Origin of the sequence: Streptomyces roseirectus, assembly GCF_014489635.1 — a bacterium.
GTDB classification, from domain to species: Bacteria; Actinomycetota; Actinomycetes; order Streptomycetales; family Streptomycetaceae; genus Streptomyces; species Streptomyces roseirectus.
In genome coordinates this window covers 3,044,564-3,068,601 of the sequence record NZ_CP060828.1, presented here as the reverse complement: position 1 = coordinate 3,068,601, position 24,038 = coordinate 3,044,564, and the positions used below count along the sequence as shown (strand labels likewise).

At 70.1% G+C, this 24,038-nt stretch carries 22 protein-coding genes and 1 tRNA gene; 22 read left to right on the top strand and 1 reads right to left on the bottom strand.

Translation table 11 applies throughout. From position 1 onward, the window contains the following. The first annotated feature begins 220 nt into the window (after window positions 1-220). Complete coding sequence (locus IAG44_RS12535; protein WP_343075729.1) at window positions 221-727, top strand: hypothetical protein; 507 nt, start codon at window positions 221-223, stop codon at window positions 725-727. Window positions 728-860: 133 nt separating this feature from the next. Here the strand turns inward: IAG44_RS12535 and IAG44_RS12530 are convergent. Then, window positions 861-932 (bottom strand) — tRNA-Arg (locus IAG44_RS12530). 153 nt (window positions 933-1,085) lie between these two features. On the opposite strand from IAG44_RS12530, the gene IAG44_RS12525 reads away from it, so the two are divergent. From IAG44_RS12525 to atpA, 21 genes are all read left to right on the top strand, one after another. Continuing rightward, window positions 1,086-1,562: a response regulator gene (locus IAG44_RS12525; protein WP_246561665.1), complete on the top strand. Its 477-nt coding sequence runs from the start codon at window positions 1,086-1,088 to the stop codon at window positions 1,560-1,562. A gap of 356 nt (window positions 1,563-1,918) precedes the next feature. Beyond that, entirely contained in the window at window positions 1,919-3,277 is a 1,359-nt protein-coding gene (gene nrtL / locus IAG44_RS12520) for an ArgS-related anticodon-binding protein NrtL (RefSeq protein ID WP_187747211.1), read from the top strand. A gap of 16 nt (window positions 3,278-3,293) precedes the next feature. Further along, window positions 3,294-4,685 carry a diaminopimelate decarboxylase gene (lysA, locus tag IAG44_RS12515; protein ID WP_187747210.1) on the top strand — a complete coding sequence of 464 codons (1,392 nt, stop codon included), beginning with the start codon at window positions 3,294-3,296 and terminating at the stop codon, window positions 4,683-4,685. Window positions 4,686-4,816: 131 nt separating this feature from the next. Next, complete coding sequence (locus IAG44_RS12510; RefSeq protein ID WP_187752642.1) at window positions 4,817-6,109, top strand: homoserine dehydrogenase; 1,293 nt, start codon at window positions 4,817-4,819, stop codon at window positions 6,107-6,109. 6 nt (window positions 6,110-6,115) lie between these two features. Continuing rightward, the gene (gene thrC, locus IAG44_RS12505) at window positions 6,116-7,174 is read left to right on the top strand and encodes a threonine synthase (RefSeq protein WP_187747209.1); all 1,059 of its coding nucleotides are present in this window, start codon (window positions 6,116-6,118) and stop codon (window positions 7,172-7,174) included. 230 nt (window positions 7,175-7,404) lie between these two features. Next, complete coding sequence (gene thrB / locus IAG44_RS12500) at window positions 7,405-8,340, top strand: homoserine kinase (protein WP_187747208.1); 936 nt, start codon at window positions 7,405-7,407, stop codon at window positions 8,338-8,340. A 420-nt stretch (window positions 8,341-8,760) separates the two neighbouring features. Beyond that, window positions 8,761-10,755 carry a transcription termination factor Rho gene (gene rho, locus IAG44_RS12495; protein ID WP_187747207.1) on the top strand — a complete coding sequence of 665 codons (1,995 nt, stop codon included), beginning with the start codon at window positions 8,761-8,763 and terminating at the stop codon, window positions 10,753-10,755. A 161-nt stretch (window positions 10,756-10,916) separates the two neighbouring features. Further along, window positions 10,917-12,014, top strand: a complete 1,098-nt coding sequence (locus IAG44_RS12490) for an LCP family protein (RefSeq protein WP_187747206.1) — start codon at window positions 10,917-10,919, stop codon at window positions 12,012-12,014. Window positions 12,015-12,210: 196 nt separating this feature from the next. Further along, the gene (rpmE, locus tag IAG44_RS12485) at window positions 12,211-12,432 is read left to right on the top strand and encodes a 50S ribosomal protein L31 (RefSeq protein WP_010040182.1); all 222 of its coding nucleotides are present in this window, start codon (window positions 12,211-12,213) and stop codon (window positions 12,430-12,432) included. A gap of 108 nt (window positions 12,433-12,540) precedes the next feature. Then, complete coding sequence (gene prfA / locus IAG44_RS12480) at window positions 12,541-13,617, top strand: peptide chain release factor 1 (protein ID WP_187747205.1); 1,077 nt, start codon at window positions 12,541-12,543, stop codon at window positions 13,615-13,617. 27 nt (window positions 13,618-13,644) lie between these two features. After that, on the top strand, window positions 13,645-14,490 hold the full coding sequence (gene prmC / locus IAG44_RS12475) for a peptide chain release factor N(5)-glutamine methyltransferase (RefSeq protein WP_187747204.1): 846 nt from the start codon (window positions 13,645-13,647) through the stop codon (window positions 14,488-14,490). Window positions 14,491-14,546: 56 nt separating this feature from the next. Then, window positions 14,547-15,194, top strand: coding sequence for an L-threonylcarbamoyladenylate synthase (locus tag IAG44_RS12470; protein WP_187747203.1), 648 nt, complete (start codon window positions 14,547-14,549; stop codon window positions 15,192-15,194). 43 nt (window positions 15,195-15,237) lie between these two features. Further along, the gene (locus IAG44_RS12465; protein ID WP_187747202.1) at window positions 15,238-15,897 is read left to right on the top strand and encodes an arsenate reductase/protein-tyrosine-phosphatase family protein; all 660 of its coding nucleotides are present in this window, start codon (window positions 15,238-15,240) and stop codon (window positions 15,895-15,897) included. Window positions 15,898-16,113: 216 nt separating this feature from the next. After that, window positions 16,114-17,358 carry a serine hydroxymethyltransferase gene (locus tag IAG44_RS12460; RefSeq protein ID WP_187747201.1) on the top strand — a complete coding sequence of 415 codons (1,245 nt, stop codon included), beginning with the start codon at window positions 16,114-16,116 and terminating at the stop codon, window positions 17,356-17,358. Between the two features lie 139 nt (window positions 17,359-17,497). After that, window positions 17,498-18,796 carry an MraY family glycosyltransferase gene (locus tag IAG44_RS12455; RefSeq protein WP_187747200.1) on the top strand — a complete coding sequence of 433 codons (1,299 nt, stop codon included), beginning with the start codon at window positions 17,498-17,500 and terminating at the stop codon, window positions 18,794-18,796. 332 nt (window positions 18,797-19,128) lie between these two features. After that, window positions 19,129-19,542 (top strand): Cg1360 family ATP-synthase-associated protein, encoded by a 414-nt coding sequence (locus tag IAG44_RS12450; protein WP_187747199.1) that lies wholly within the window; start codon window positions 19,129-19,131, stop codon window positions 19,540-19,542. A gap of 225 nt (window positions 19,543-19,767) precedes the next feature. After that, on the top strand, window positions 19,768-20,595 hold the full coding sequence (gene atpB / locus IAG44_RS12445) for a F0F1 ATP synthase subunit A (RefSeq protein WP_187747198.1): 828 nt from the start codon (window positions 19,768-19,770) through the stop codon (window positions 20,593-20,595). A gap of 79 nt (window positions 20,596-20,674) precedes the next feature. Then, on the top strand, window positions 20,675-20,920 hold the full coding sequence (locus IAG44_RS12440; protein WP_055720591.1) for an ATP synthase subunit c family protein: 246 nt from the start codon (window positions 20,675-20,677) through the stop codon (window positions 20,918-20,920). A gap of 41 nt (window positions 20,921-20,961) precedes the next feature. Next, a complete protein-coding gene (locus IAG44_RS12435) occupies window positions 20,962-21,507 on the top strand; it encodes a F0F1 ATP synthase subunit B (RefSeq protein ID WP_187747197.1) in 546 nt (181 codons plus the stop codon). Further along, window positions 21,504-22,319: a F0F1 ATP synthase subunit delta gene (locus tag IAG44_RS12430; RefSeq protein WP_187747196.1), complete on the top strand. Its 816-nt coding sequence runs from the start codon at window positions 21,504-21,506 to the stop codon at window positions 22,317-22,319. The genes IAG44_RS12435 and IAG44_RS12430 overlap by 4 nt, the downstream gene beginning before the upstream one ends. Window positions 22,320-22,454: 135 nt before the next feature. Then, window positions 22,455-24,038 (top strand): F0F1 ATP synthase subunit alpha, encoded by a 1,584-nt coding sequence (gene atpA, locus IAG44_RS12425; protein ID WP_187747195.1) that lies wholly within the window; start codon window positions 22,455-22,457, stop codon window positions 24,036-24,038.

Here is a 24,038-nt window from a genome sequence, read left to right as displayed (position 1 = left end):
GTCAGTAAAGCCTGTTTCATCCCAACAAGTGCTCGTGGCGGAGCGACCCTTGAGAGCCTTGAGGAGTTGGCGCGATCGACGGGGCCCGAGGGAGGCCCGCATTACCCGTCTCATCCTAGGAAGTCCGTCTCGTTCCAAGGGGAGTTGATATCCCCGATTACTCCCGCCGCCCTGTACAGGAACCCGATACACGAGAGGCGTGAGTAACCATCTGTGGCGCATGAAGCGACGCAAAATAGCTGAAAACGACCTCTCAGGGAAGAAGTGGACTGACACGGGGGAGCGGCACGACAGGCGGGGACTGAAGATGCGCGACCCCGAAGAGGACCGCCCGGTCCCGATCCCGCCGGTTCTGGTCGCACTGCTCCGCGCTCACCTGAAGGAGTTCGGCGCGGCCAAGGACGGCCGCGTCTTCCACAACGAGCGCGGTGGGTTGGTGGGTTCGACGTCCTACTACCGGGTCTGGAGGGAGGCGAGGCTGTACGCCTTCCCCGAACCCAAGCAGCACACCCCGCTGGCAAAGAAGCCGTACGACGGCCGTGCGTTCGCCATCACCATGTGGCTCAGGGCAGGCGTCGCGGTCGCCGAAGTAGCGCGCCGCGCGGGCACCTCCCCAGAGGTCATCAACCGCCACTATGCGGGCCTGGTCGACAACAGCGAGGAAGAGGACAACCAGAAGATCGAGAGAAGCATGGAGGTAGGAGAAGTGGACTGCGACGCAGCCTGAAAACTGTGTCGGAGGTGTGTCGCGAACACTGAGAGACAGTGAGAAAGGGCGGGAGTCAGTGAGACTGACTCCCGCCCTTTGCTCGCGGCATCCGCCCTGGTCAGACCCTGGCTTCAGGTCTCTGACCGGCGAGTGCCCCCGGCAGGATTCGAACCTGCGCACACGGCTCCGGAGGCCGTTGCTCTATCCCCTGAGCTACGGGGGCTTTGTCGGCGAGGTGTTGCTCGCGGCGACGGGTAGAACACTACCAGCTCGGTTGGGGTGGTCCCGAACGGGTTTGAGGGGCGGGGGTCGCACGTAGGGGGTGGAAGTGGGGAAAAGCCGGACGCGGTGGCCGGTGCGGACCTACTCTCGAGGTGTGCCAGGCGCGTCGGGGCGGGTGCTTGTTGTGGACGACAACAAGGTCATCCGGCAGCTGATCAGGGTCAATCTCGAACTTGAGGGTTTCGAGGTCGTGACCGCGTGCGACGGTGCCGAGTGTCTGGAAGTCGTGCATGAGGTACGGCCCGACGCGATCACCCTCGACGTCGTGATGCCCCGTCTCGACGGCTTCCGGACGGCCGCGCAGCTCCGTGCGGATCCGCGGACGCGGGAGCTGCCGCTGGCGATCGTCAGCGCGTGCACCCCGTACGAGGTCGAGGCCGGGCTCGACGCCGGCGTCGACGCGTTCGTGCCCAAGCCGTTCGAGCCCGTCGAGCTGGTCGACGTCGTCCGCAGGCTGGTGCGACAGGGCCGACGGCAACGCGACGACGTCCCCCCGCCCCCGCCCGCCACGAGCGGCACCGGCGAGGAAGAGGAACAGGACGAGAAACGCACGGCCCAGAGCGGAAGCTGAACGCCAAGAGCAGCAGGGCACAGCGCGCCCGGCGCTCAGGAGACCACACCCCGCGAGCCCCGGCCCACCAGCCGACCGGCCGACCGGCGTCGAGCACATCCCCGCCTCCGCGAGCCCGGAGCACACCTCGCCCCCCCCCGTGAGCCCAGAGCACAGGCCGCCCGGCGTCCCCATCGCAGCCTCACCCCCAGCTCCGGCCCCCTTCCCCCCGCCTCACCTCCCCAGCTCCGACCCCCTTCTTACCCGCCCCACTTCCCCAGCTCCGCCCCCCTCTCACCCGCCCCACCTGTCCACATCCCGGAACCCCGCGTATTCCGACTCGCCTCCCCACCCCCCTCCTCCCCTACGCTTGCCCCGTGACCCCCGCCGAGCTCTCCCGCACCGTCCTGCGCGCCGTCCGGCGTGCGGTCGACGGTGGTGAGCTGAGGGTGGAGGTCCCGGCGAGGGCGGTGGTGACGCCGCCGGGGCCGGGCGGCGTGGGGGACTACGCGACGCCCATCGCCCTGAAGCTCGCGCGCCCCGCGGGCCGCCCCCCGATGAGCGTGGCCGAGATCCTGCGCACGCACCTCGCACAGGCGCCCGGCGTCAGGGACGTCGCCGTCACGCCCCCCGGATTCCTGAACATCACCCTCGCGGACACCTCCCCGGTCGCGGAGATCCTGCGGACGGGCCCCCGGTACGGCCACGCGGACGCCCCCACCGGCGAGACGGTCCACCTCCACGCCCCCCACGAACTCCGCGCGGTCGTCGTGATGGACGCCCTCGCCCGCGTCCTGCGTTCCCAGGGTGCCCGGGTCCGCACGTCGTGCGAGTCCCGCCCCGCCCCCGAGTGGACGTCCCTCGGCGTGGAGATCGACGAGTACGGAGCAGTCGGCGAGGTGAACGTCCGCCCGGTCCCCGCGCCGCTCCCGCACCTGGACCTCGGCCGTGACGCCACCCGCTGGGCCCTCCTCCACCCGGCCCTCCACGACCACCCCCGCCTCACCCCCGACCACCTGGCCCAACGCGAGACGAACCCCCTCTTCCGCGTCCGCTACGCCCACGCCCGCACCCGAGCCCTGACCCGCAACGCGGCGGCCCTGGGCTTCACGTCGTCCCCGGCCCACCCCGACCCACGGCCCCCCGGCGTCGAAGGCCCGCCCCCCGGCGTCCCCGCGACTCCCGCCCCCGAGGCCCCGCTCGCCGCCCCCCTCGCTACCCACGCCCCCGGCGTCGAAGGCCCGCCCCCCGGCGCCCTCGCCACCTCCGCCCTCGGGTCCCCGCTCGCCGCCCCCCTCGCCCCCAAGGCCCCCGGCGTCGAAGGCCCGCGCCCTGGCGCCCCCGCCACCTCCATCCCCGGGGCCCCGCTCGCCGCCAGCGCCCCCGAGGCCGCGCTCGCCACCCCCCTCGCAGCCAGCGCCCCCGGCGCCGAAGCCCACCCCGCCGGCCCTCCCGGCACCCCCACCCCCCCAACCCCCCACCCCCTCGAAACCCTCCTCGCCGACCACCCCCGCATCCTCACCACCACCGCCACCCACCACACCCCCCACCGCCTCACCCACCACCTCCTGGCGATCGCGGACACCCTCCTCCCCCTCCTCCCGTACACCCTCCCGACAGGGGAGGAGAAACCCGAGGCCACCCACCGCACCCGGCTCGCGCTCGCCGAAGCCGCCGGGGCGGTGCTGGCCGGTGGCCTGACCCTGCTCGGCATCGACGCACCAGAACACCTCTAGAAAGCCCCGAAGAGACATGAGCCGTTCCGCACACCCCGCCGGGCCCCGTCACGCCGATGTCCTGCCGGAGGGCCACTACAGCGCCCCGCCCGCCGACCTGAACGTCCTGGACAAGAAGGTGTGGTCCGAGACGGTCACCAGGGACGAGACGGGCACGCTGACCGTCGGCGGCATCCCGGCGACCCGCATCGCCGAGGAGTTCGGCACCCCGGTGTACGTCATGGACGAGACCGACTTCCGCGCCCGCGCCCGCGCCTGGCGCACGGCGTTCGGCCCCGACGCGGACGTCTTCTACGCCGGCAAGGCGTTCCTGTCGAGGGCGGTCGTGCGCTGGCTGCACGAGGAGGGCCTGAACCTCGACGTCTGCTCCGGCGGTGAGCTGGCCACCGCCCTCTCCGCCGGCATGCCCGCCGACCGCATCGCCCTGCACGGCAACAACAAGTCCCCGCGGGAGATCCGCAGGGCGATCGAGGCCGGCGTCGGCCGGATCGTGCTGGACTCCTTCCAGGAGATCGTCCGCGTCGCCCACATCGCGCGCGAACTCGGCACGCGCCAGAAGGTGCAGATCAGGATCACGGTCGGCGTCGAGGCCCACACGCACGAGTTCATCGCGACGGCCCACGAGGACCAGAAGTTCGGCATCCCGCTGGCCGGCGGCCAGGCCGCCGAGGCCGTCCGCCGCGCGCTCCAGCTCGACAGCCTGGAACTGATCGGCGTCCACTCCCACATCGGCTCGCAGATCTTCGACATGTCCGGCTTCGAGGTCGCCGCCCGCCGGGTCGTCGGCCTGCTGAAGAGCATCCGCGACGAGCACGGCGTCGAACTCCCCGAGATCGACCTCGGCGGCGGCCTCGGCATCGCCTACACCAGCGACGACGACCCCCGCGAGCCCCACGAGATCGCGAAGGCGCTGAACGAGATCGTCACCCGCGAGTGCGAGGCCGCCCGGCTGCGCACCCCGCGCATCTCCGTCGAGCCGGGCCGCGCGATCGTCGGCCCGACCGCGTTCACGCTGTACGAGGTCGGCACGCTCAAGCCCCTGGAGGGCCTGCGCACCTACGTCTCCGTCGACGGCGGCATGTCGGACAACATCCGCACCGCGCTGTACGACGCCGAGTACAGCGTTTCCCTCGTCTCGCGCACCTCCGACGCCGAGCCGATGCTCTGCCGCGTGGTCGGCAAGCACTGTGAGAGCGGGGACATCGTGGTCAGGGACGCGTTCCTGCCGGCCGACCTGGCACCGGGTGACCTCCTCGGTGTCCCCGCGACGGGCGCCTACTGCCGGTCGATGGCGAGCAACTACAACCACGTCCCGAGGCCCCCGGTGGTCGCCGTGCGCGACGGCGAGGCGCGGCTGATCGTGCGCCGGGAGACCGAGGAGGACCTGCTCCGGCTCGACGTCGGCTGACCGGAGGATTTCCTGTACCCGACCCCCGCGCAAATGAAATAAACGTCTCACGATCCGGACCTCGGGGCAGAAACCGCGGTCCGGTGGGTGAGACTGGTCAAACCGTAGACCGTATGAGGAAACGAGGTCGGATGATGCGTACGCGTCCGCTGAAGGTGGCGCTGCTGGGCTGTGGGGTTGTCGGCTCAGAGGTGGCGCGCATCATGACGACGCACGCCGACGACCTCGCCGCGAGGATCGGCGCCCCGGTCGAACTGGCCGGCGTCGCCGTCCGCCGCCCGAGCAGGGTCCGCGACGGCATCGACCCGAGCCTCGTCACCACCGACGCGACCGCGCTGGTCAAACGCGGGGACATCGACGTCGTCGTCGAGGTCATCGGCGGTATCGAGCCCGCCCGCACGCTGATCACCACCGCGTTCGAGCACGGCGCCTCCGTCGTCTCCGCGAACAAGGCGCTGCTCGCGCAGGACGGCGCGGCGCTGCACGCGGCGGCGCACGAGCACGGCCGGGACCTCTACTACGAGGCCGCCGTCGCCGGCGCGATCCCCCTGATCCGCCCGCTGCGCGAGTCGCTGGCCGGCGACAAGGTCAACCGCGTGCTCGGGATCGTCAACGGCACGACGAACTTCATCCTCGACAAGATGGACTCGACCGGCGCCGGCTACCAGGAAGCGCTCGACGAGGCCACCGCCCTCGGCTACGCCGAGGCCGACCCGACCGCCGACGTCGAGGGCTTCGACGCCGCCGCCAAGGCCGCGATCCTCGCCGGCATCGCCTTCCACACCCGCGTGCGCCTCGACGACGTCTACCGCGAGGGCATGTCCGAGGTGACGGCCGCGGACTTCGCGTCGGCGAAGAACATGGGCTGCACGATCAAGCTGCTCGCGATCTGCGAGCGCGCCGCGGACGGCGGTTCGGTCACCGCGCGCGTCCACCCCGCGATGATCCCGCTCAGCCACCCGCTCGCCTCCGTGCGCGGCGCCTACAACGCCGTCTTCGTCGAGTCCGACGCGGCCGGCCAGCTCATGTTCTACGGCCCCGGCGCGGGCGGCGCGCCCACCGCCTCGGCCGTGCTCGGCGACCTCGTCGCCGTGTGCCGCAACCGGCTCAGCGGGGCGACGGGGCCCGGCGAGTCGGCGTACGCGGCCCTGCCGGTGTCGCCGATGGGCGATGTCGTGACGCGGTACCACATCAGCCTCGACGTGGCGGACAAACCGGGTGTTCTCGCCCAGGTTGCCACGGTGTTCGCCGAGCACGGGGTTTCTATCGATACCGTGCGCCAGCAGGGCAAGGACGGGGAGGCATCCCTCGTCGTCGTCACCCATCGCGCGTCCGACGCCGCCCTTTCCGGGACCGTCGAGGCGCTGCGCAAGCTCGACACCGTCCGCGGTGTCGCCAGCATCATGCGGGTTGAAGGAGAGTAACCAGCAATGACCCACCAGTGGCGCGGAATCATCGAGGAGTACCGGGACCGGCTGCCCGTCTCCGACAGCACGCCGGTCGTGACGCTCCGCGAGGGCGGCACGCCCCTCGTTCCCGCGCAGGTGCTCTCCGAGCGCACCGGCTGCGAGGTCCACCTCAAGGTCGAGGGCGCGAACCCGACCGGGTCCTTCAAGGACCGCGGCATGACCATGGCCATCTCCAAGGCCAAGGAGGAGGGCGCGCAGGCCGTCATCTGCGCCTCCACCGGCAACACCTCCGCCTCCGCCGCCGCCTACGCCGTGCGCGCCGGGATGGTCTGCGCCGTCCTCGTGCCGCGCGGCAAGATCGCGCTCGGCAAGATGGGCCAGGCCCTCGTGCACGGCGCGAAGATCCTCCAGGTCGACGGCAACTTCGACGACTGCCTCACGCTCGCCCGCGGCCTGAGCGACAACTACCCCGTCGCGCTGGTCAATTCGGTCAACCCGGTGCGTATCGAGGGCCAGAAGACGGCCGCCTTCGAGATCGTCGACATGCTCGGCGACGCCCCCGACATCCACGTCCTCCCGGTCGGCAACGCGGGCAACATCACCGCCTACTGGAAGGGCTACCAGGAGTACGCCGCCGACGGCATCGCCGCGCGGACGCCCCGCATGTGGGGCTTCCAGGCGTCCGGCTCCGCGCCGCTGGTGCGCGGCGAGGTCGTCAAGGACCCGTCGACCATCGCGACGGCCATCCGCATCGGCAACCCGGCCTCCTGGGACCACGCGATCGCCGCGCGCGACGAGTCCGGCGGGTTCATCGACGAGGTGACGGACCGTGAGATCCTGCGCGCCTACCGGCTGTTGGCCGCACAGGAGGGCGTCTTCGTCGAGCCCGCCTCCGCCGCGTCCGTCGCAGGTCTCCTGAAGGCGGCCGAGCAGGGCAAGGTCGACCCCGGCCAGCGCATCGTCTGCACCGTCACCGGCAACGGCCTCAAGGACCCGGACTGGGCGGTCGCCGGAGCACCGCAGCCGGTCACGGTCCCGGTCGACGCGGTGGCGGCGGCGGAGAAGCTGGGTCTCGCCTAGGGACAACCCCATCAGGGGTGCACAGGGGGCTTACGACACGCATCGTGCGCCTCCTGTGCGCCCTATGTCGCCACAGAACCTTCCTTCGATAAGCTGTCTCGAACCCGCCTGCTGCATATGCACCGCAGATGCCGGGCTGCCGCGCCGTCGCCGCAGCCCCGGGGGGTCTCACGTACGTCAGTCATCGAATGTCATTCGACAGTTCCGCAGCTCAAGGAGTTCATCGAGCGATGGCCGGTCCAGCCTTCCGCGCCGCCGCCGTCCGGGTGCGCGTCCCCGCCACCAGCGCCAACCTCGGGCCGGGCTTCGACGCCTTCGGCCTCGCGCTGGGGCTCTACGACGACGTCGTCGTCCGGGTCGCCGACTCCGGGCTGCACATCGACATCGCCGGCGAGGGCAGCGAAACCCTCCCGCGCGACGAGAGCCACCTCCTCGTACGGGCGATGCGCACCGCCTTCGACGCCCTGGGCGGACAGCCGCGCGGCCTGGAGATCGTCTGCGCCAACCGCATCCCGCACGGCCGCGGCCTCGGCTCCTCGTCCGCCGCGATCTGCGCCGGCATCGTCGCCGCGCGCGCCGTCACCATAGGCGGCGAATCCCGGCTCGACACGGCCGCGCTCCTCGAACTCGCCACCGAGATCGAGGGCCACCCCGACAACGTCGCGGCCTGCCTGCTCGGCGGCTTCACGCTCTCCTGGATGGACGGCGGCGCCGCCCGCGCGATCAGGATGAAGCCCGCCGATTCCATCGTTCCGGTGGTTTTCGTGCCCGGGAAGCCGGTCCTCACCGAGACCGCGCGCGGCCTGCTCCCGCGCACCGTCCCGCACGTCGACGCCGCCGCCAACGCGGGCCGTGCCGCCCTGCTCGTCGAGGCCCTGACCCGGCGCCCCGAGCTGCTGCTGCCCGCCACCGAGGACCGGCTGCACCAGGAGTACCGCGCCCCCGCCATGCCGGAGAGCGCGGCCCTCGTGGAACGGCTGCGCGCCGACGGGATCCCCGCGGTGATCTCCGGCGCCGGACCCACCGTGATGGCGCTCGCCGACGCGGAATCGGCCGACAAGGTCGAGGCGTCGGCCGGCGTGGACTGGGCCGCCAACCGGCTGGACCTGGACCTTCAGGGGGCGAGCGTCCTGCCGCTCGCGCCCGCCGGCGACCTCCACGCGTAAGGCAGCGCGTGAATCGACGCCGGATTTCGAGAGGGGGAATGTTTGTTGGATCCGGTAGTGTTAACCTCAAGTCTGCACCCGACCCCACCATGGCGAGGTGCTTCACGTCCCCGTCCGGGACAGACATTCTTCCGGGAGCTCCCCAAGCCGCACCGCGTTCCGTACGACGCATCTGGGCACTGCGCTGTACGCCGACGCTGAGTGGCCCACGGGGCACGCTCCGGAACCGGTGCGATTCCGCCACGTGACACTGACACCGGGTGCCACGGGTGGTCGGGGGAGCGCCATCACCAGAAATCTCATCCGCCGCACAGGCGGATTACCGCCCCGGGTCCGTCCACACCAAAGGGACAGGAACCGGACAGCACAACCGGTCGCCGAGCCAGACAGGCCGACGTCCGCTCCAGGGAAGGACCCTTCGTGAGCGACACCACCGATCTGATGGGCGCACGTGTCGAGGAGACCGCTGCCGCGCCCGCCACGGACGCCTCCGCGCCTGCCGCCGGTGCCGGCTCCCGGCGGCGCCGCGGTACCGGCCTCGAGGGCATGGTGCTGGCCGAGCTGCAGCAGGTCGCATCCGGCCTCGGCATCAGGGGCACCGCGCGTATGCGCAAGAGCCAGCTGATCGAGGTCATCAAGGAGGCGCAGGCCGGGGGCGGTGCCGCCCCGCAGGCGGAGGCCGCCGAGACCAAGCCCAAGCGCCGCGCCACCTCGCGCGCCCGCACCGCCGACGAGGCCCCCAAGGCCGAGGCGCCGGCCGCCGCCGAACAGGCCACGGCCCAGCAGCAGATCGAGATCCCCGGCCAGCCGGCCGGTGACGCCCCCGTCGAGCGCCGTGGCCGCCGCCGCGCCACCGCCGAGGCCGGCGCCCCCGCCGCCACCGTCGTCGAGACGGTCGCCGCCGAGGCGAAGACCGAGCCCAAGGCCGAGCAGGCCGTCCAGACCGCGCAGCCGCAGGCCGACGCGGGCGAGGGCGAGGGCCGCCGTCAGGGCCGCCGCGAGCGCGGCCGGGACCGCGACCGCGGTGAGCGCGGCGAGCGCGGTGACCGTCGCGGCAAGAGCGACGACCAGCAGGGCCAGGGCCGCCAGCAGCGCCAGGACCGCCAGGAGCAGCAGGGCGGCCGCCAGGACCGCCAGCAGCGCGACAACGGCCCGCGTGACGAGGACGACGAGTTCGGCGACGGCCGCCGTGGCCGCCGTGGCCGCTACCGGGACCGCCGTGGCCGCCGTGGCCGTGACGAACTGGGCTCCCCCGAGCCGCAGCTCGCCGACGACGACGTCCTGATCCCCGTCGCGGGCATCCTCGACATCCTCGACAACTACGCGTTCATCCGGACCTCGGGCTACCTGCCCGGTCCGAACGACGTGTACGTCTCCCTCGCCCAGGTCCGCAAGAACGGCCTGCGCAAGGGTGACCACGTCACCGGCGCGGTCCGCCAGCCCAAGGAAGGCGAGCGGCGCGAGAAGTTCAACGCGCTCGTGCGGCTCGACTCCACCAACGGCATGGCGCCCGAACACGGCCGCGGCCGCCCGGAGTTCAACAAGCTGACCCCGCTGTACCCGCAGGACCGGCTCCGCCTGGAGACCGACCCGGGTGTGCTGACCACGCGGATCATCGACCTCGTGTCGCCGATCGGCAAGGGCCAGCGCGGTCTGATCGTGGCCCCGCCGAAGACCGGCAAGACCATGATCATGCAGGCCATCGCCAACGCGATCACGCACAACAACCCCGAGTGCCACCTGATGGTCGTCCTCGTCGACGAGCGTCCGGAAGAGGTCACCGACATGCAGCGGTCGGTGAAGGGCGAGGTCATCTCCTCGACCTTCGACCGGCCCGCCGAGGACCACACCACGGTCGCCGAGCTCGCCATCGAGCGCGCCAAGCGGCTCGTGGAGCTGGGCCACGACGTCGTCGTCCTGCTCGACTCGATCACCCGTCTGGGCCGCGCGTACAACCTCGCCGCCCCGGCCTCCGGCCGCATCCTGTCCGGTGGTGTCGACTCGACGGCCCTCTACCCCCCGAAGCGCTTCTTCGGCGCCGCGCGCAACATCGAGGACGGCGGCTCGCTGACCATCCTCGCGACGGCGCTCGTCGACACCGGGTCCCGGATGGACGAGGTGATCTTCGAGGAGTTCAAGGGCACCGGCAACATGGAGCTCAAGCTCGACCGGAAGCTCGCCGACAAGCGGATCTTCCCGGCCGTCGACGTCGACGCGTCCGGTACCCGCAAGGAGGAGATCCTGCTCGGCAGCGAGGAGCTGGCCATCGTCTGGAAGCTGCGCCGGGTGCTGCACGCGCTCGACCAGCAGCAGGCGATCGAGCTGCTGCTCGACAAGATGAAGCAGACGAAGTCGAACGCCGAGTTCCTGATGCAGATCCAGAAGACGACGCCGACGTCCGGCAACGGCGACTGACGTCACGGGCTCAGCCTGAAACGGTCATCCCTCGTTCACGGGGGGTGACCGTTTTTCTGTGTTTTTGATCGGCTCTGGCGACTTGTGCAACCCTGTCCGGAGTTTCCCCGTCTGACCTGGCGGAGTGACGATGAGACCGGGGACGCAGAGACGAGGGAAGCATGTCCGCCGAGAGCACACCCGGCATACCGGGCACGGGGAAGGGTCACCGCAGGCCGAAGAAGCGGCGCGGGCTGCTGGTCGCGGCCTGGGTGGCGGGCGGGATCCTCGTCCTCGGCGGGACCGGGGCGGGGTACCTGTACGTCAAGCTCAACGGCAACATCAAGAGCGTCGACATCGACCAGGCGCTCGGCACGGACCGGCCCGCCAAGGTCGACAACGGCTCCGAGAACATCCTCGTCCTCGGGTCGGACTCGCGGTCCGGGGCCAACAAACGGCTCGGCGGAGGGGCCGACGACGGCAGCGCGCGGTCGGACACGGCGATGATCGTCCACGTCTACGAGGGGCACAAGAAGGCGAGCGTCGTCTCCATACCCCGTGACACCCTCGTCGACCGGCCGTCCTGCACGGACGCGGGCGGGGTCGTGCACGATCCCGCGCGCGGGGTGATGTTCAACTCCGCGTACACCACCGGTGGGGCGGCGTGTGCGGTCAAGACGGTCGAGGCGATCACGAATCTGCGGATGGACCACTACCTCGAAGTCGACTTCTCCGGGTTCCAGAAGCTGATCGACGAGCTGGGGGGCGTGCGGATCACGACGACCAAGGCCATCGACGACAAGGACAGTCACCTCGATCTCGCCGCCGGCACCCACACGCTGAACGGGCAGCAGGCCCTCGGGCTCGTCCGTACCCGGCACGGTGTCGGTGACGGTTCCGATCTCGGGCGGATCCAGCTCCAGCAGGCGTTCGTCAAGGCCCTCGTCAACCAGGTCAAGTCCATCGGGCTCTTCACCAGCCCCACCAAGCTGTACGGGCTCGCCGACACCGCGACGAAAGCCGTGACGACCGACTCCGACCTCGGCTCCGTCAACTCCCTCATGTCCTTCGCGGGTGGCCTCAAGGGCATCAGCTCCGCCGACATGACGATGGTCACCATGCCCGTCCAGTACGACCCCGCGAACCCCAACCGGGTGGTGATCGCCGAGACCCAGGCCCAGCAGGTCTGGACAGCCCTCAAGACCGACCAGCCGATCCCCAGGACGGCTACCGAGGGCACGGCGACGGGGGAGGCCAATGGGGTGGTGACTCCCTCGTAGCGGCCGGCTTTTCCAGGGGCGCGGGGAACTGCGCGACAAGCCACGACGTGCCCGCGGTCGCCCACCGGGAATAGTTCACCCCCACCCCCGGTTTGGGCGTATGGCACCAGTCCTGGCAGACTGGTTCGTCGGCCCCGGTTCACGCTTCGCATCCCGCGGAAGCGACCCGGTGCCCTCCGTACCTCTAGGAGACACCTTGAAGCGCGACATCCACCCCGCGTACGTCGAGACGCAGGTCAGCTGCACCTGCGGCGCGTCGTTCACGACTCGCAGCACGATCGAGTCCGGAGCCATCCGTGCCGACGTCTGCTCCGAGTGCCACCCGTTCTACACGGGCAAGCAGAAGATCCTCGACACCGGTGGCCGCGTGGCCCGCTTCGAGGCCCGCTTCGGCAAGGCCGCCGGCTCCAAGAAGTAGCGAGCCCCTTTCCGCCGGTCCACGGCCGTGTCCCCGACCAGGGACATGCCGGGACCGGCGTTTTTGGTCGCCGCCCACTTCACCGTCGTAAAACACAGGAGCACCGAGATGTTCGAGGCCGTCGAGGAACTGGTCACGGAACACGCCGATCTGGAGAAGACGCTCGCCGACCCGGCGGTCTTCGCCGACCAGGCGAACGCGCGCAAGCTGAACAAGCGCTACGCCGAACTGACCCCGATCGTCGCGACGTACCGCTCCTGGAAGCAGACGGGCGACGACATCGGCACCGCGAAGGAGCTGGCCGCCGACGACCCCGACTTCGCGGCCGAGGTCAAGGAGCTGGAGAAGCAGCGCGAGGAGCTGACCGAGAAGCTGCGCCTGCTGCTCGTCCCCCGGGACCCGTCCGACGACAAGGACGTCATCCTGGAGATCAAGGCGGGCGCGGGCGGCGACGAGTCCGCGCTGTTCGCCGGCGACCTGCTGCGCATGTACCTGCGGTACGCGGAGCGCGTCGGCTGGAAGACCGAGATCATCGACGCCACCGAGTCGGAGCTGGGCGGCTACAAGGACGTCCAGGTCGCGGTGAAGACCAAGGGCGGCAACGGCGCCACCGAGCCCGGACAGGGCGTGTGGGCGCGGCTGAAGTACGAGGGCGGTGTGCACCGCGTGCAGCGCGTGCCGGCCACCGAGTCGCAGGGCCGTATCCACACCTCCGCGGCCGGCGTGCTGGTGACGCCCGAGGCCGAGGAGGTCGACGTCGAGATCAACCCGAACGACCTGCGCATCGACGTCTACCGCTCCTCGGGCCCCGGCGGGCAGTCCGTCAACACCACCGACTCCGCCGTGCGCATCACGCACATCCCGACCGGCGTCGTGGCCTCCTGCCAGAACGAGAAGAGCCAGTTGCAGAACAAGGAGCAGGCGATGCGTATCCTGCGCTCCAGGCTCCTCGCGGCGGCTCAGGAAGAGGCGGAGCGGGAGGCCGCGGACGCCCGGCGCAGCCAGGTGCGGACCGTCGACCGCTCCGAGAAGATCCGTACGTACAACTTCCCGGAGAACCGCATCTCCGACCACCGCGTCGGCTTCAAGTCGTACAACCTGGACCAGGTCCTGGACGGCGACCTCGACGCGGTGATCCAGGCGTGCGTCGACGCGGACTCGGCGGCGAAGCTCGCGGCCGCGTAAGACCCTGACGAACATCGGAGGACTCGCGTGAACTTGCTGCTCGCCGAGGTGGCCCAGGCCACCCAGCGGCTGGCCGACGCCGGCGTGCCCTCGCCGCGCACCGACGCGGAGGAGCTGGCCGCGTTCGTGCACGGGGTCAAGCGCGGCGAACTGCACTCCGTGAAGGACTCCGACTTCGACGCCCGCTACTGGGAGGCCATCGCCCGGCGCGAGCAGCGGGAGCCGCTGCAGCACATCACCGGGCGCGCCTACTTCCGGTACCTGGAGCTCCAGGTCGGGCCCGGGGTGTTCGTGCCCCGCCCCGAGACCGAGTCGGTCGTCGGGTGGGCGATAGACGCCGTGCGCGCGATGGACGTCGTCGAGCCGACCATCGTCGACCTGTGCACCGGCTCCGGCGCGATCGCCCTCGCCCTCGCGCAGGAGGTCCCGCGCTCCAAGGTGCACGCCGTGGAGCTGTCCGAGGACGCGCTCGTGTGGACCCGCAAGAACATGGCCGGCTCCCGGGTGGACCTGCGGCAGGGCAACGCGCTCGACGCGTTCCCCGACCTCGACGGGCAGGTCGACCTCGTCATCACCAACCCGCCGTACATCCCGCTCACCGAGTGGGAGTACGTCGCCCCCGAGGCCCGTGACTACGACCCCGAGCTCGCCCTGTTCTCCGGCGAGGACGGCCTCACGCTGATCCGGGGCCTGGAACGCACCGCGCACCGGCTGCTGCGGCCCGGTGGCGTCGTCGTCGTCGAGCACGCGGACACGCAGGGCGGGCAGGTGCCGTGGATCTTCACCGAGGAACGCGGCTGGGCGGACGCGGCGGATCATCCGGACCTGAACAACCGGCCCAGGTTCGCCACGGCCCGCAGGGCGATGCCGTGATGACTGTTCCTGCCGTGATGACTGTTTCTGACGCATTCGAGCTGGAGGCTTGCTAGATGGCACGGCGCTACGACACCAACGACGCGACCGACCGTACGACCGGTCTGCGTGAGGCCGCGTCCGCCGTCCGCCGGGGTGAGCTGGTCGTGCTGCCCACGGACACGGTGTACGGCATCGGCGCCGACGCGTTCTCCTCGGAGGCCGTGTCGGATCTCCTCGACGCGAAGGGGCGGGGCCGCAACATGCCCACGCCCGTCCTCATCGGCTCGCCCAACACCCTGCACGGGCTCGTCACCGACTTCTCCGAGCTGGCCTGGGAACTCGTCGACGCGTTCTGGCCGGGCGCGCTGACGCTGGTCGCCAAGCACCAGCCGTCGCTCCAGTGGGACCTCGGTGACACGCGGGGCACCGTCGCCATCCGGATGCCCCTGCACCCCGTCGCCATCGAGCTGCTCACCGAGGTCGGGCCGATGGCCGTGTCCTCCGCGAACCTGACCGGGCACCCCGCGCCGGAGAACTGTGACGAGGCGCAGGGCATGCTCGGCGACTCCGTCTCCGTCTACCTCGACGGCGGGCCCACGCCCGGGAACGTGCCCTCCTCCATCGTCGACGTCACGCGTGAGGTGCCCGTGCTGCTGCGTGAGGGCGCGATCTCGGCGGAGGAGCTGCGGAAGGTCGTACCCGATCTCGAGGTGGCGAATTGACGGGCCCCGGGTACGTCGTCGGCGCCGGGCGGGGGGTCACCCCATGCCCGGCATAGGCGGCGTGGAGTCGGCCGCCGAGATCACGACGACGTTCGGGTTTCCGCGCGACAGCTTTCGGATCCTGCACGTCAGTACCGGGAACGTGTGCCGCTCGCCCATCACCGAGCGGCTGACCCGGCACTTCGTCGCGCAGCGGCTCGGGCTGCTCGGGGGCGGGCTGATCGTCGAGAGCGCGGGGACGTGGGGGCACGAAGGGGCGCCGATGGAGGCGAACGCGGAGGCCGTGCTCGCCGACTTCGGGGCGGACTTCTCCGGGTTCACCGGGCGTGAGCTGCTGGACGAGCACGTCATCCGGGCGGACCTCGTGCTGACCGCCACCCGGGATCACCGGGCGCAGGTCATCTCGATGGGGCACTCCGCCGGGCTGCGGACCTTCACGCTCAAGGAGTTCACGCGGCTCGTCAAGGCCATCGACCCCGCCACGCTGCCGCCCCTCGACGAAGGGGTCGTCATGCGGGCTCGGGCGCTTGTGCGGGCTGCCGCTGCGCTTCGGGGGTGGCTTCTCGCGCCTACCGCCGAGGCGGACGAGGTGCATGATCCGTACGGGGCGCCGTTGCCGTTCTTCCGGTCCATCGGGGACGAGATACATCAGGCGCTCGATCCTGTGGTGACCGCTCTTACCGGGGTGCCTGCGCGGATGTAGGGGGTGGGTCGGGGGGCCGGGGGGTGCGGCGAGCCCGTCGCGGGCCTGTCTCCCCAGGGTTTTTGACCGACGCGGTGCCTTCGGTGTGGGTAAGCGACGGGCTGCGCCGCACCCCCCGGCCCCCGCTCCCCGCCGTTCGCGGCTTTCCCGCCGTGTGGGTTTCCGCTGTGCGGCCTACATTGGGGATACGCCCGCTTCGAGTGCCCGGAGCCTGTTATGCGCGTCTCCTCCTTGTCCTTGCCGGTGGCTGAGGTTCTGTTGCGACAGGACCCTGAGATGGCCGAGGTGCTGGCCGGGGAGGGGCGGCGGCAGGCTTCCGGGCTTCAGTTGGTGGCGGCTGAGAATTTTTGTTCGCCCGCGGTGTTGGCGGCGCTGGGGTCGGTGCTGGCCAACAAGTACGCGGAGGGGTATCCGGGGGCTCGGCATCACGGGGGGTGCGAGATTGTTGATGTCGCTGAGCGGGTTGCTGTGGAGCGGGCCAAGGGGTTGTTCGGGGCGGGGCATGCGAATGTGCAGCCGCATTCGGGGTCGTCGGCGGTGTTGGCGGCGTATGCGGCGTTGTTGAGGCCGGGGGACACGGTGTTGGCGTTGGGGTTGCCGGACGGGGGGCATCTGACGCATGGGTCGCCGGCGAATTTCTCGGGGCGGTGGTTCGAGTTCGTGTCGTACGGGGTGGACGCGGAGAGTGGGTTGGTCGATTACGACGCTGTGCGGGAGTTGGCGCGGGCGCGGCGGCCCAAGGCGATCGTGTGTGGGTCGATCGCTTATCCGCGTCATCTCGACTACGGGTTCTTTCGGGAGGTCGCCGATGAGGTGGGGGCGTACTTGATCGCTGATGCCTCGCATCCGATCGGGCTCGTGGCGGGGGGTGCGGCGCCTAGTCCGGTGCCGTACGCGGACGTGGTGTGCGCGACGACGCACAAGGTGCTGCGGGGGCCGCGGGGCGGGATGGTGCTGTGCGGGGAGGAGCTGGCGGAACGGGTCGACCGGGCTGTTTTCCCGTTCACGCAGGGCGGGGCGCAGATGCACACCGTGGCGGCCAAGGCGGTCGCCTTCGGGGAGGCGGCGACGCCCGGGTTCGCGGTGTACGCGCACCAGGTGGTCGCCAACGCGCGGGTGCTGGCGGCGGGGCTCGCGGCGGAGGGGCTGCGGGTGGTGACCGGGGGGACGGACACGCATCTGATCGTCGTCGACACGGCGCCGGCGGGGGTCGACGCGAGGGTCGCGCGGGGCCGGCTGGCGGCTGTTGGAGTGGTTCTCGACTGCTGTGTGCTGCCCGGCACCGGCGGGCGCGGGCTGCGGCTCGGGACGGCCGCGGTGACCACGCAGGGGATGGACGAGGCCGCGATGGCACGGGTCGCCGTGCTGCTCGCGGGGGTGATGAGGGGTGAGGTGACGGCGAGGAGAGGTCGTGAGGAAGTCGAGGAGCTGGTCCGGGATTGTCCGCCGTATCCCGACTGAACGGGCCGTGCGGGGCATCCGTACAGGAAGACGCACAGCCGGACGTGCAACCATCGTGGCTACCCGGATGTCTCCACACGTATGCGCCCGTCGCTAGGGTGTGGGGCTGAGATGGCCAGCGAGACCTGTGGGGAAGCCCGTGCGTGAATACCTGCTGACGCTCTGCATCACGGCCGCGGTGACGTATCTGCTGACCGGGCCGGTGCGGAAGTTCGCGATCGTGGCCGGGGCGATGCCGGAGATCCGGGCGCGTGACGTGCACCGGGAACCGACTCCGCGGCTCGGTGGGATCGCGATGTTCTTCGGGCTGTGCGCGGGGCTGCTGGTCGCGGACCACCTGACCAACCTCAACGAGGTCTTCGAGAAGTCGAACGAGCCCCGGGCGCTGCTGTCGGGGGCCGCGCTGATCTGGCTGATCGGGGTGCTCGACGACAAGTTCGAGATCGACGCGCTGATCAAGCTGGGCGCGCAGATGATCGCCGCGGGCGTCATGGTCGTTCAGGGGCTGACGATCCTGTGGCTGCCGATCCCGTTCGTGGGAACCGTCGCGTTGACGCAGTGGCAGGGGACCCTGCTGACGGTCGCGCTGGTCGTCATCACCATCAACGCCGTCAACTTCGTGGACGGGCTGGACGGGCTCGCGGCCGGCATGGTGTGCATCGCCGCCGCCGCGTTCTTCATGTACGCCTACCGGATCTGGTACTCGTACGGCATCGAGGCCGCCGCCCCGGCGACGCTGTTCTCGGCGATCCTGATGGGGATGTGCCTCGGGTTCCTGCCGCACAACATGCACCCGGCGCGGATCTTCATGGGCGACTCGGGGTCGATGCTGATCGGGCTGATCCTGGCGGCCGGGGCGATCTCGATCACGGGGCAGGTCGACCCGGACGCGATGAAGCTGTACGTCGGCTCCGAGCGCGACGCCGTCCACCAGATGGTGCCCGTCTACATCCCGCTGCTGATGCCGCTGACCATCATCGCGATCCCGGCGGCGGACCTGATCCTGGCGATCGTGCGGCGCACCTGGCGCGGGCAGTCGCCGTTCGCGGCGGACCGGGGTCATCTGCACCACCGGCTCCTGGAGGTCGGCCACTCGCACAGCCGGGCGGTGCTGATCATGTACTTCTGGTCGGCGCTGATCGGGTTCGGGGCGCTGGCGTACTCGGTCAACTCGGCGTCGATGTGGATCGTCCTCGGCGTCGCGGCGCTCAGCGCGGTCGGCCTGGTCCTGCTGTTGCTGCCCCGCTTCACCCCGCGCGCCCCGAGGTGGGCCCAGTCGTTCCTCCCGCCGCGCTACCGCCGCCGCAAGGCCCTGACGGCGCCGGCCTCGCCGGTGGCGGCACCCCAGGAGACCGAGGAGCGCACGCCCGTGGGGGCGGGGGCGGGCGTCAACGGGGCGACCGCTGTGGGGGGTCGTACGCGGTTCCCCCGAAGGTGAGAACGTTCCGGGGCGCCGGAGCTTCAAGGTAAGAATCTGACTAGAGCATTGCCAACTCATTGGGGAAGCTAGAGGGGGCGAAGGGTGCAATACCAGACAAGCCCCCTCGGTTTTCGCTCAGACGCGCACGTTCACTCTCATGTGTGACAGCTGGCACACCTTCGAGGTAAAGACCTCATCAAATAGTTTGTGATACGGTTCACGAGAACCCCGGACAGAGCCGAAGGACCGCGCTACGACGGTCCGAAGGTCTGAGGTCTCACCCCCCTCGAACCGGGACTACGCTCGTCCATGACGACACCCCTGCCCCCTTGAAACGCGGAGTTGCCGCCATGCCGTCCAACGACGTCCGGATCTTGGCCCAGGCCGCCGTACCCACACTCGCCGCCGGCGCGATCGCCGCCGTCGTGAGCGGTGTGGTCGCGGGCGGCAAGGGTGCCATCGGTGCGGTCGTCGCGACGGTCGTCGTCACCCTGTTCATGGGGATCGGGCTCTACGTGCTCCAGCGCACGGCCAAAACGCTTCCGCATCTCTTCCAGTCCATGGGACTGATGCTCTACGCGGCGCAGATCCTGCTGCTCTTCATCTTCATGGCCGTGTTCAAGAACACCACCCTGTTCAACCCCCGGGCCTTCGCCATCACGCTCGTCGTCGCCACGCTCGCGTGGATCGCGGCTCAGACGCGTGCCCACATGAAGGCCAAGATCCTCTACGTCGAGCCCGAAAAATCGGGGCACTCGTCGTGAGAGGTAGGGGCGGGATAAGGACGCACGACAGATCCTGCTATCGTCCGGTGCCAACTGCGGCATCGCGGGCGCGGGCATTCGAGCTGACGCCTGTCCCATCGCGAGGCGAGATGCCCCTGAGCCGCCCCCACATCCGTAACACCAGTCCCGTGCCGAACGGCGGCCCCGTGCCGCGCCGACACAACGAGGTTGCCGTACCTATGCGCCACGACGAAGGAGCCCGCGGTGAGTGCTGACCCGACGCAGACGCTCGCTTTCGACACGAGCTGTCACCTGTTCGACGGGTGTGGCTTCGACACGGTCGCTCCGGGCCTGCACTCGTTCCTGTTCCAGCCGCTCTTCGGCGACGCGGACAGCAACCTGTACTTCAACAAGACGATGCTGCTGGCGCTCCTCGGCTCGATCATCGTCGTCGGCTTCTTCTGGGCCGCCTTCGCCAAGCCGAAGGTCGTCCCCGGCAAGCTGCAGATGGTTGCCGAGGCCGGTTACGACTTCATCCGGCGCGGCGTCGTCTACGAGACGATCGGCAAGAAGGAGGGCGAGAAGTACGTACCTCTCATCGTCTCCCTCTTCTTCTTCATCTGGATCATGAACCTGTGGTCGATCATCCCGGTCGCCCAGTTCCCGGTCACCGCGATCATCTCGTACCCCGCGATCCTCGCCGGGATCGTCTACGTCCTCTGGGTCTCGCTGACCTTCAAGCGGCACGGCTTCGTCGGCGCCTTCAAGAACTTCAGCGGCTACGACAAGTCCCTCGGCGCGGTCCTGCCGCTGTCGATGTCCATCGAGCTCCTCTCGAACTTGATCGTCCGCCCCTTCACGCACGCGGTCCGGCTCTTCGCGAACATGTTCGCCGGCCACACGCTGCTGCTCCTCTTCACGATCGCCAGCTGGTACATGCTCAACGGCATCGGTATCGCCTACTCCGGCGTGTCGTTCGTGATGGTCATCGTGATGACGGCCTTCGAGCTCTTCATCCAGGCGGTCCAGGCGTACGTGTTCGTCCTGCTGACCTGCACCTTCATCCAGGGCGCGCTCGCCGAGCACCACTGAGCACACGCCCGCCAGACCAACCCCCCTGCATCCGGTGGCCAACCCCCACCGGTCATTGAAAGAGAAGGAAGAACCGGACATGTCCGCTCTCCAGACCCTCGCCGAAGTCAAGATCCAGGGCAACCTCGGCTCCATCGGTTACGGTCTCGCCGCGATCGGCCCCGGCGTCGGCGTCGGCATCATCTTCGGTAACGGCACCCAGGCGCTCGCCCGTCAGCCCGAAGCTGCCGGTCTGATCCGCGCCAACCAGATCCTCGGCTTCGCCTTCTGTGAGGCGCTGGCCCTCATCGGTCTGGTCATGCCGTTCGTTTACCCGGCCTCCTGACCTGATCCGTCGGACCGCCCCTTTCGACGAAAGGCACTGATATGAGCCCCCTGGTTCAGTTGGCGGCTGAGGAGGCGGAAAACCCCCTCATCCCGCCGATCCCCGAGCTCGTCATCGGCCTCATCGCCTTCGTCATCGTCTTCGGCTTCCTCGCCAAGAAGCTCCTCCCGAACATCAACAAGGTTCTGGAAGAGCGTCGCGAGGCCATCGAGGGCGGTATCGAAGACGCGCAGGCCATGCAGCAGGAGGCCCAGAGCGTCCTGGAGCAGTACAAGGCCCAGCTCGCCGAGGCCCGGCACGAGGCCGCCCGTCTGCGCCAGGAGGCGCAGGAGCAGGGCGCCACGCTGATCGCCGAGATGCGTGCGGAAGGCCAGCGGCAGCGCGAGGAGATCGTCGCCGCCGGTCACGCGCAGATCGAGGCCGACCGCAAGGCCGCCTCCTCCGCGCTGCGCCAGGACGTCGGCAAGCTCGCCACCGACCTGGCCGGCAAGCTCGTCGGCGAGTCCCTCGAGGACCACGCCCGGCAGAGCCGCGTCATCGACCGCTTCCTCGACGACCTTGAGGAGAAGGCCGAGGCCACGCGATGAACGGAGCCAGCCGCGAGGCCCTGGCCGCCGCACGGGAGCGCCTGGACGCGCTGACCGACGCCACGTCGGTCGACGCCGGTGCGCTCGCCGGTGAGCTGGCGTCCGTGACCGCACTGCTCGACCGCGAGGTCAGCCTGCGTCGGGTCCTGACCGACCCGGCGCAGTCCGGCGAGGCCAAGGCCCAGCTCGCCGCGCGCGTCCTCGGTGACCGGATCAGCGGCCCCGCCGCCGACCTGGTGGCCGGACTCGTCCGCGCCCGCTGGTCCCGGTCCCGTGACCTGGTGGACGCGCTGGAGGAGCTGGCGGACATCGCCGACCTCACCAGCGCCCAGAAGGCCGGCACGCTCGACAGCGTCGAGGACGAGCTGTTCCGCTTCGGACGGATCGTCTCCTCCTCCACCGAGCTGCGCGCCGCGCTGACCGATCGGAAGGCCACCGCCTCGGCCAAGGGCGAGCTGCTGCGCAGCCTGCTCGCGGGCCGTGCGGACGCGGCCACCGAACGGCTGGTGACCCGCCTGGTGACCGCGCCGCGTGGACGTAGCCTGGAATCGGGCCTTGAGGCCCTGTCCAAGCTCGCCGCCGACCGCCGCGACCGGGTGGTGGCCACGGTCACCTCGGCGGTGCCGCTGAGCGACGTCCAGAAGCAGCGCCTCGGCGCCGCCCTCGGCAAGCTCTACGGCCACACCATGCACCTCAACCTCGACGTGGACCCCGAGGTCCTGGGCGGGATCCGGGTGCAGGTCGGCGACGAGGTCATCAACGGCTCCATCGCGGACCGCATCGAGGACGCCGCCCGCCGCCTGGCGAGCTAAGCAGTACACAAGACGTAGAGATACGGCCCGAGTTGGGCCGTGCAGAGGATTCACCTCGTTCAGGGGGGAGTCCGGAGTGCTAGACATCCCCCCAAAGTGAAACTTCGGGCCCAACAAGGAGAGCAGGGAACCCAGATGGCGGAGCTCACGATCCGGCCGGAGGAGATCCGGGACGCGCTGGAGAACTTCGTCCAGTCGTACCAGCCGGACGCGGCCTCGCGCGAGGAGGTCGGTACGGTCACCCTTGCCGGCGACGGCATCGCGAAGGTCGAGGGTCTTCCCTCGGCCATGGCCAACGAACTGCTGAAGTTCGAGGACGGCACTCTCGGCCTCGCGCTGAACCTGGAAGAGCGCGAGATCGGCGCCATCGTCCTCGGTGAGTTCAGCGGCATCGAGGAGGGTCAGCCGGTGCAGCGCACCGGTGAGGTCCTTTCCGTCGCGGTCGGCGAGGGCTACCTCGGCCGCGTCGTCGACCCCCTCGGCAACCCGATCGACGGCCTCGGCGAGATCGAGACGTCCGGCCGCCGCGCCCTGGAGCTCCAGGCTCCCGGCGTCATGGCCCGTAAGTCGGTCCACGAGCCGATGGAGACCGGCTACAAGGCCGTCGACACCATGACCCCGATCGGCCGCGGCCAGCGCCAGCTGATCATCGGCGACCGCCAGACCGGCAAGACCGCCCTGGCCGTCGACACGATCATCAACCAGCGCGACAACTGGCGCACCGGCGACCCGAACAAGCAGGTCCGCTGCGTGTACGTCGCCATCGGCCAGAAGGGCTCGACCATCGCCTCCGTGCGTGGCGCCCTCGAAGAGGCCGGCGCGCTGGAGTACACGACCATCGTCGCCGCCCCCGCGTCCGACCCGGCCGGCTTCAAGTACCTCGCGCCGTACACCGGTTCCGCCATCGGCCAGCAGTGGATGTACGAGGGCAAGCACGTCCTCATCGTCTTCGACGACCTGTCGAAGCAGGCCGACGCCTACCGTGCCGTCTCCCTCCTGCTGCGCCGCCCGCCGGGCCGCGAGGCGTACCCGGGCGACGTCTTCTACCTGCACTCCCGGCTCCTGGAGCGCTGCGCCAAGCTCTCCGACGAGCTGGGCGCCGGCTCGATGACCGGTCTGCCGATCGTCGAGACCAAGGCCAACGACGTCTCGGCGTTCATCCCGACCAACGTCATCTCCATCACCGACGGCCAGTGCTTCCTGGAGTCGGACCTGTTCAACGCCGGTCAGCGCCCCGCGCTGAACGTCGGTATCTCCGTCTCCCGAGTCGGTGGTTCCGCGCAGCACAAGGCGATCCGCCAGGTCTCCGGCCGACTCCGCGTCGACCTCGCCCAGTTCCGTGAGCTGGAGGCGTTCGCCGCCTTCGGTTCCGACCTGGACGCCGCGTCGAAGTCGCAGCTGGAGCGTGGTTCGCGCCTCGTCGAGCTGCTGAAGCAGGCCCAGTACCAGCCGATGGCCACCGAGGACCAGGTCGTCTCCATCTGGACCGGTACCACCGGCCGTATGGACGAGGTGCCGGTCGCCGACATCCGCCGCTTCGAGAAGGAGCTCCTGGAGTACCTGCACCGCAAGGAGCAGGGCCTCATGACCTCCATCAAGGAGGGCGGCAAGATGTCGGACGACACCATCCAGGCGATGTCCGACGCGGTCGCGGAGTTCAAGAAGCAGTTCGAGACCTCGGACGGCAAGCTGCTCGGCGAAGACTCCGCCGCCAAGTGA

Excerpts from the sequence above, each read along its gene's own strand:
- IAG44_RS12535 (WP_343075729.1), top strand. The coding sequence starts at position 221 with ATGAAGCGACGCAAAATAGCTGAAAACGACCTCTCAGGGAAGAAGTGG.
- lysA (WP_187747210.1), top strand. The coding sequence starts at position 3,294 with ATGAGCCGTTCCGCACACCCCGCCGGGCCCCGTCACGCCGATGTCCTG.
- IAG44_RS12510 (WP_187752642.1), top strand. The coding sequence starts at position 4,817 with ATGATGCGTACGCGTCCGCTGAAGGTGGCGCTGCTGGGCTGTGGGGTT.
- thrC (WP_187747209.1), top strand. The coding sequence starts at position 6,116 with ATGACCCACCAGTGGCGCGGAATCATCGAGGAGTACCGGGACCGGCTG.
- thrB (WP_187747208.1), top strand. The coding sequence starts at position 7,405 with ATGGCCGGTCCAGCCTTCCGCGCCGCCGCCGTCCGGGTGCGCGTCCCC.
- IAG44_RS12490 (WP_187747206.1), top strand. The coding sequence starts at position 10,917 with ATGTCCGCCGAGAGCACACCCGGCATACCGGGCACGGGGAAGGGTCAC.
- prfA (WP_187747205.1), top strand. The coding sequence starts at position 12,541 with ATGTTCGAGGCCGTCGAGGAACTGGTCACGGAACACGCCGATCTGGAG.
- IAG44_RS12470 (WP_187747203.1), top strand. The coding sequence starts at position 14,547 with ATGGCACGGCGCTACGACACCAACGACGCGACCGACCGTACGACCGGT.
- IAG44_RS12465 (WP_187747202.1), top strand. The coding sequence starts at position 15,238 with ATGCCCGGCATAGGCGGCGTGGAGTCGGCCGCCGAGATCACGACGACG.
- IAG44_RS12460 (WP_187747201.1), top strand. The coding sequence starts at position 16,114 with ATGCGCGTCTCCTCCTTGTCCTTGCCGGTGGCTGAGGTTCTGTTGCGA.
- IAG44_RS12450 (WP_187747199.1), top strand. The coding sequence starts at position 19,129 with ATGCCGTCCAACGACGTCCGGATCTTGGCCCAGGCCGCCGTACCCACA.
- IAG44_RS12440 (WP_055720591.1), top strand. The coding sequence starts at position 20,675 with ATGTCCGCTCTCCAGACCCTCGCCGAAGTCAAGATCCAGGGCAACCTC.
- IAG44_RS12435 (WP_187747197.1), top strand. The coding sequence starts at position 20,962 with ATGAGCCCCCTGGTTCAGTTGGCGGCTGAGGAGGCGGAAAACCCCCTC.
- IAG44_RS12430 (WP_187747196.1), top strand. The coding sequence starts at position 21,504 with ATGAACGGAGCCAGCCGCGAGGCCCTGGCCGCCGCACGGGAGCGCCTG.
- atpA (WP_187747195.1), top strand. The coding sequence starts at position 22,455 with ATGGCGGAGCTCACGATCCGGCCGGAGGAGATCCGGGACGCGCTGGAG.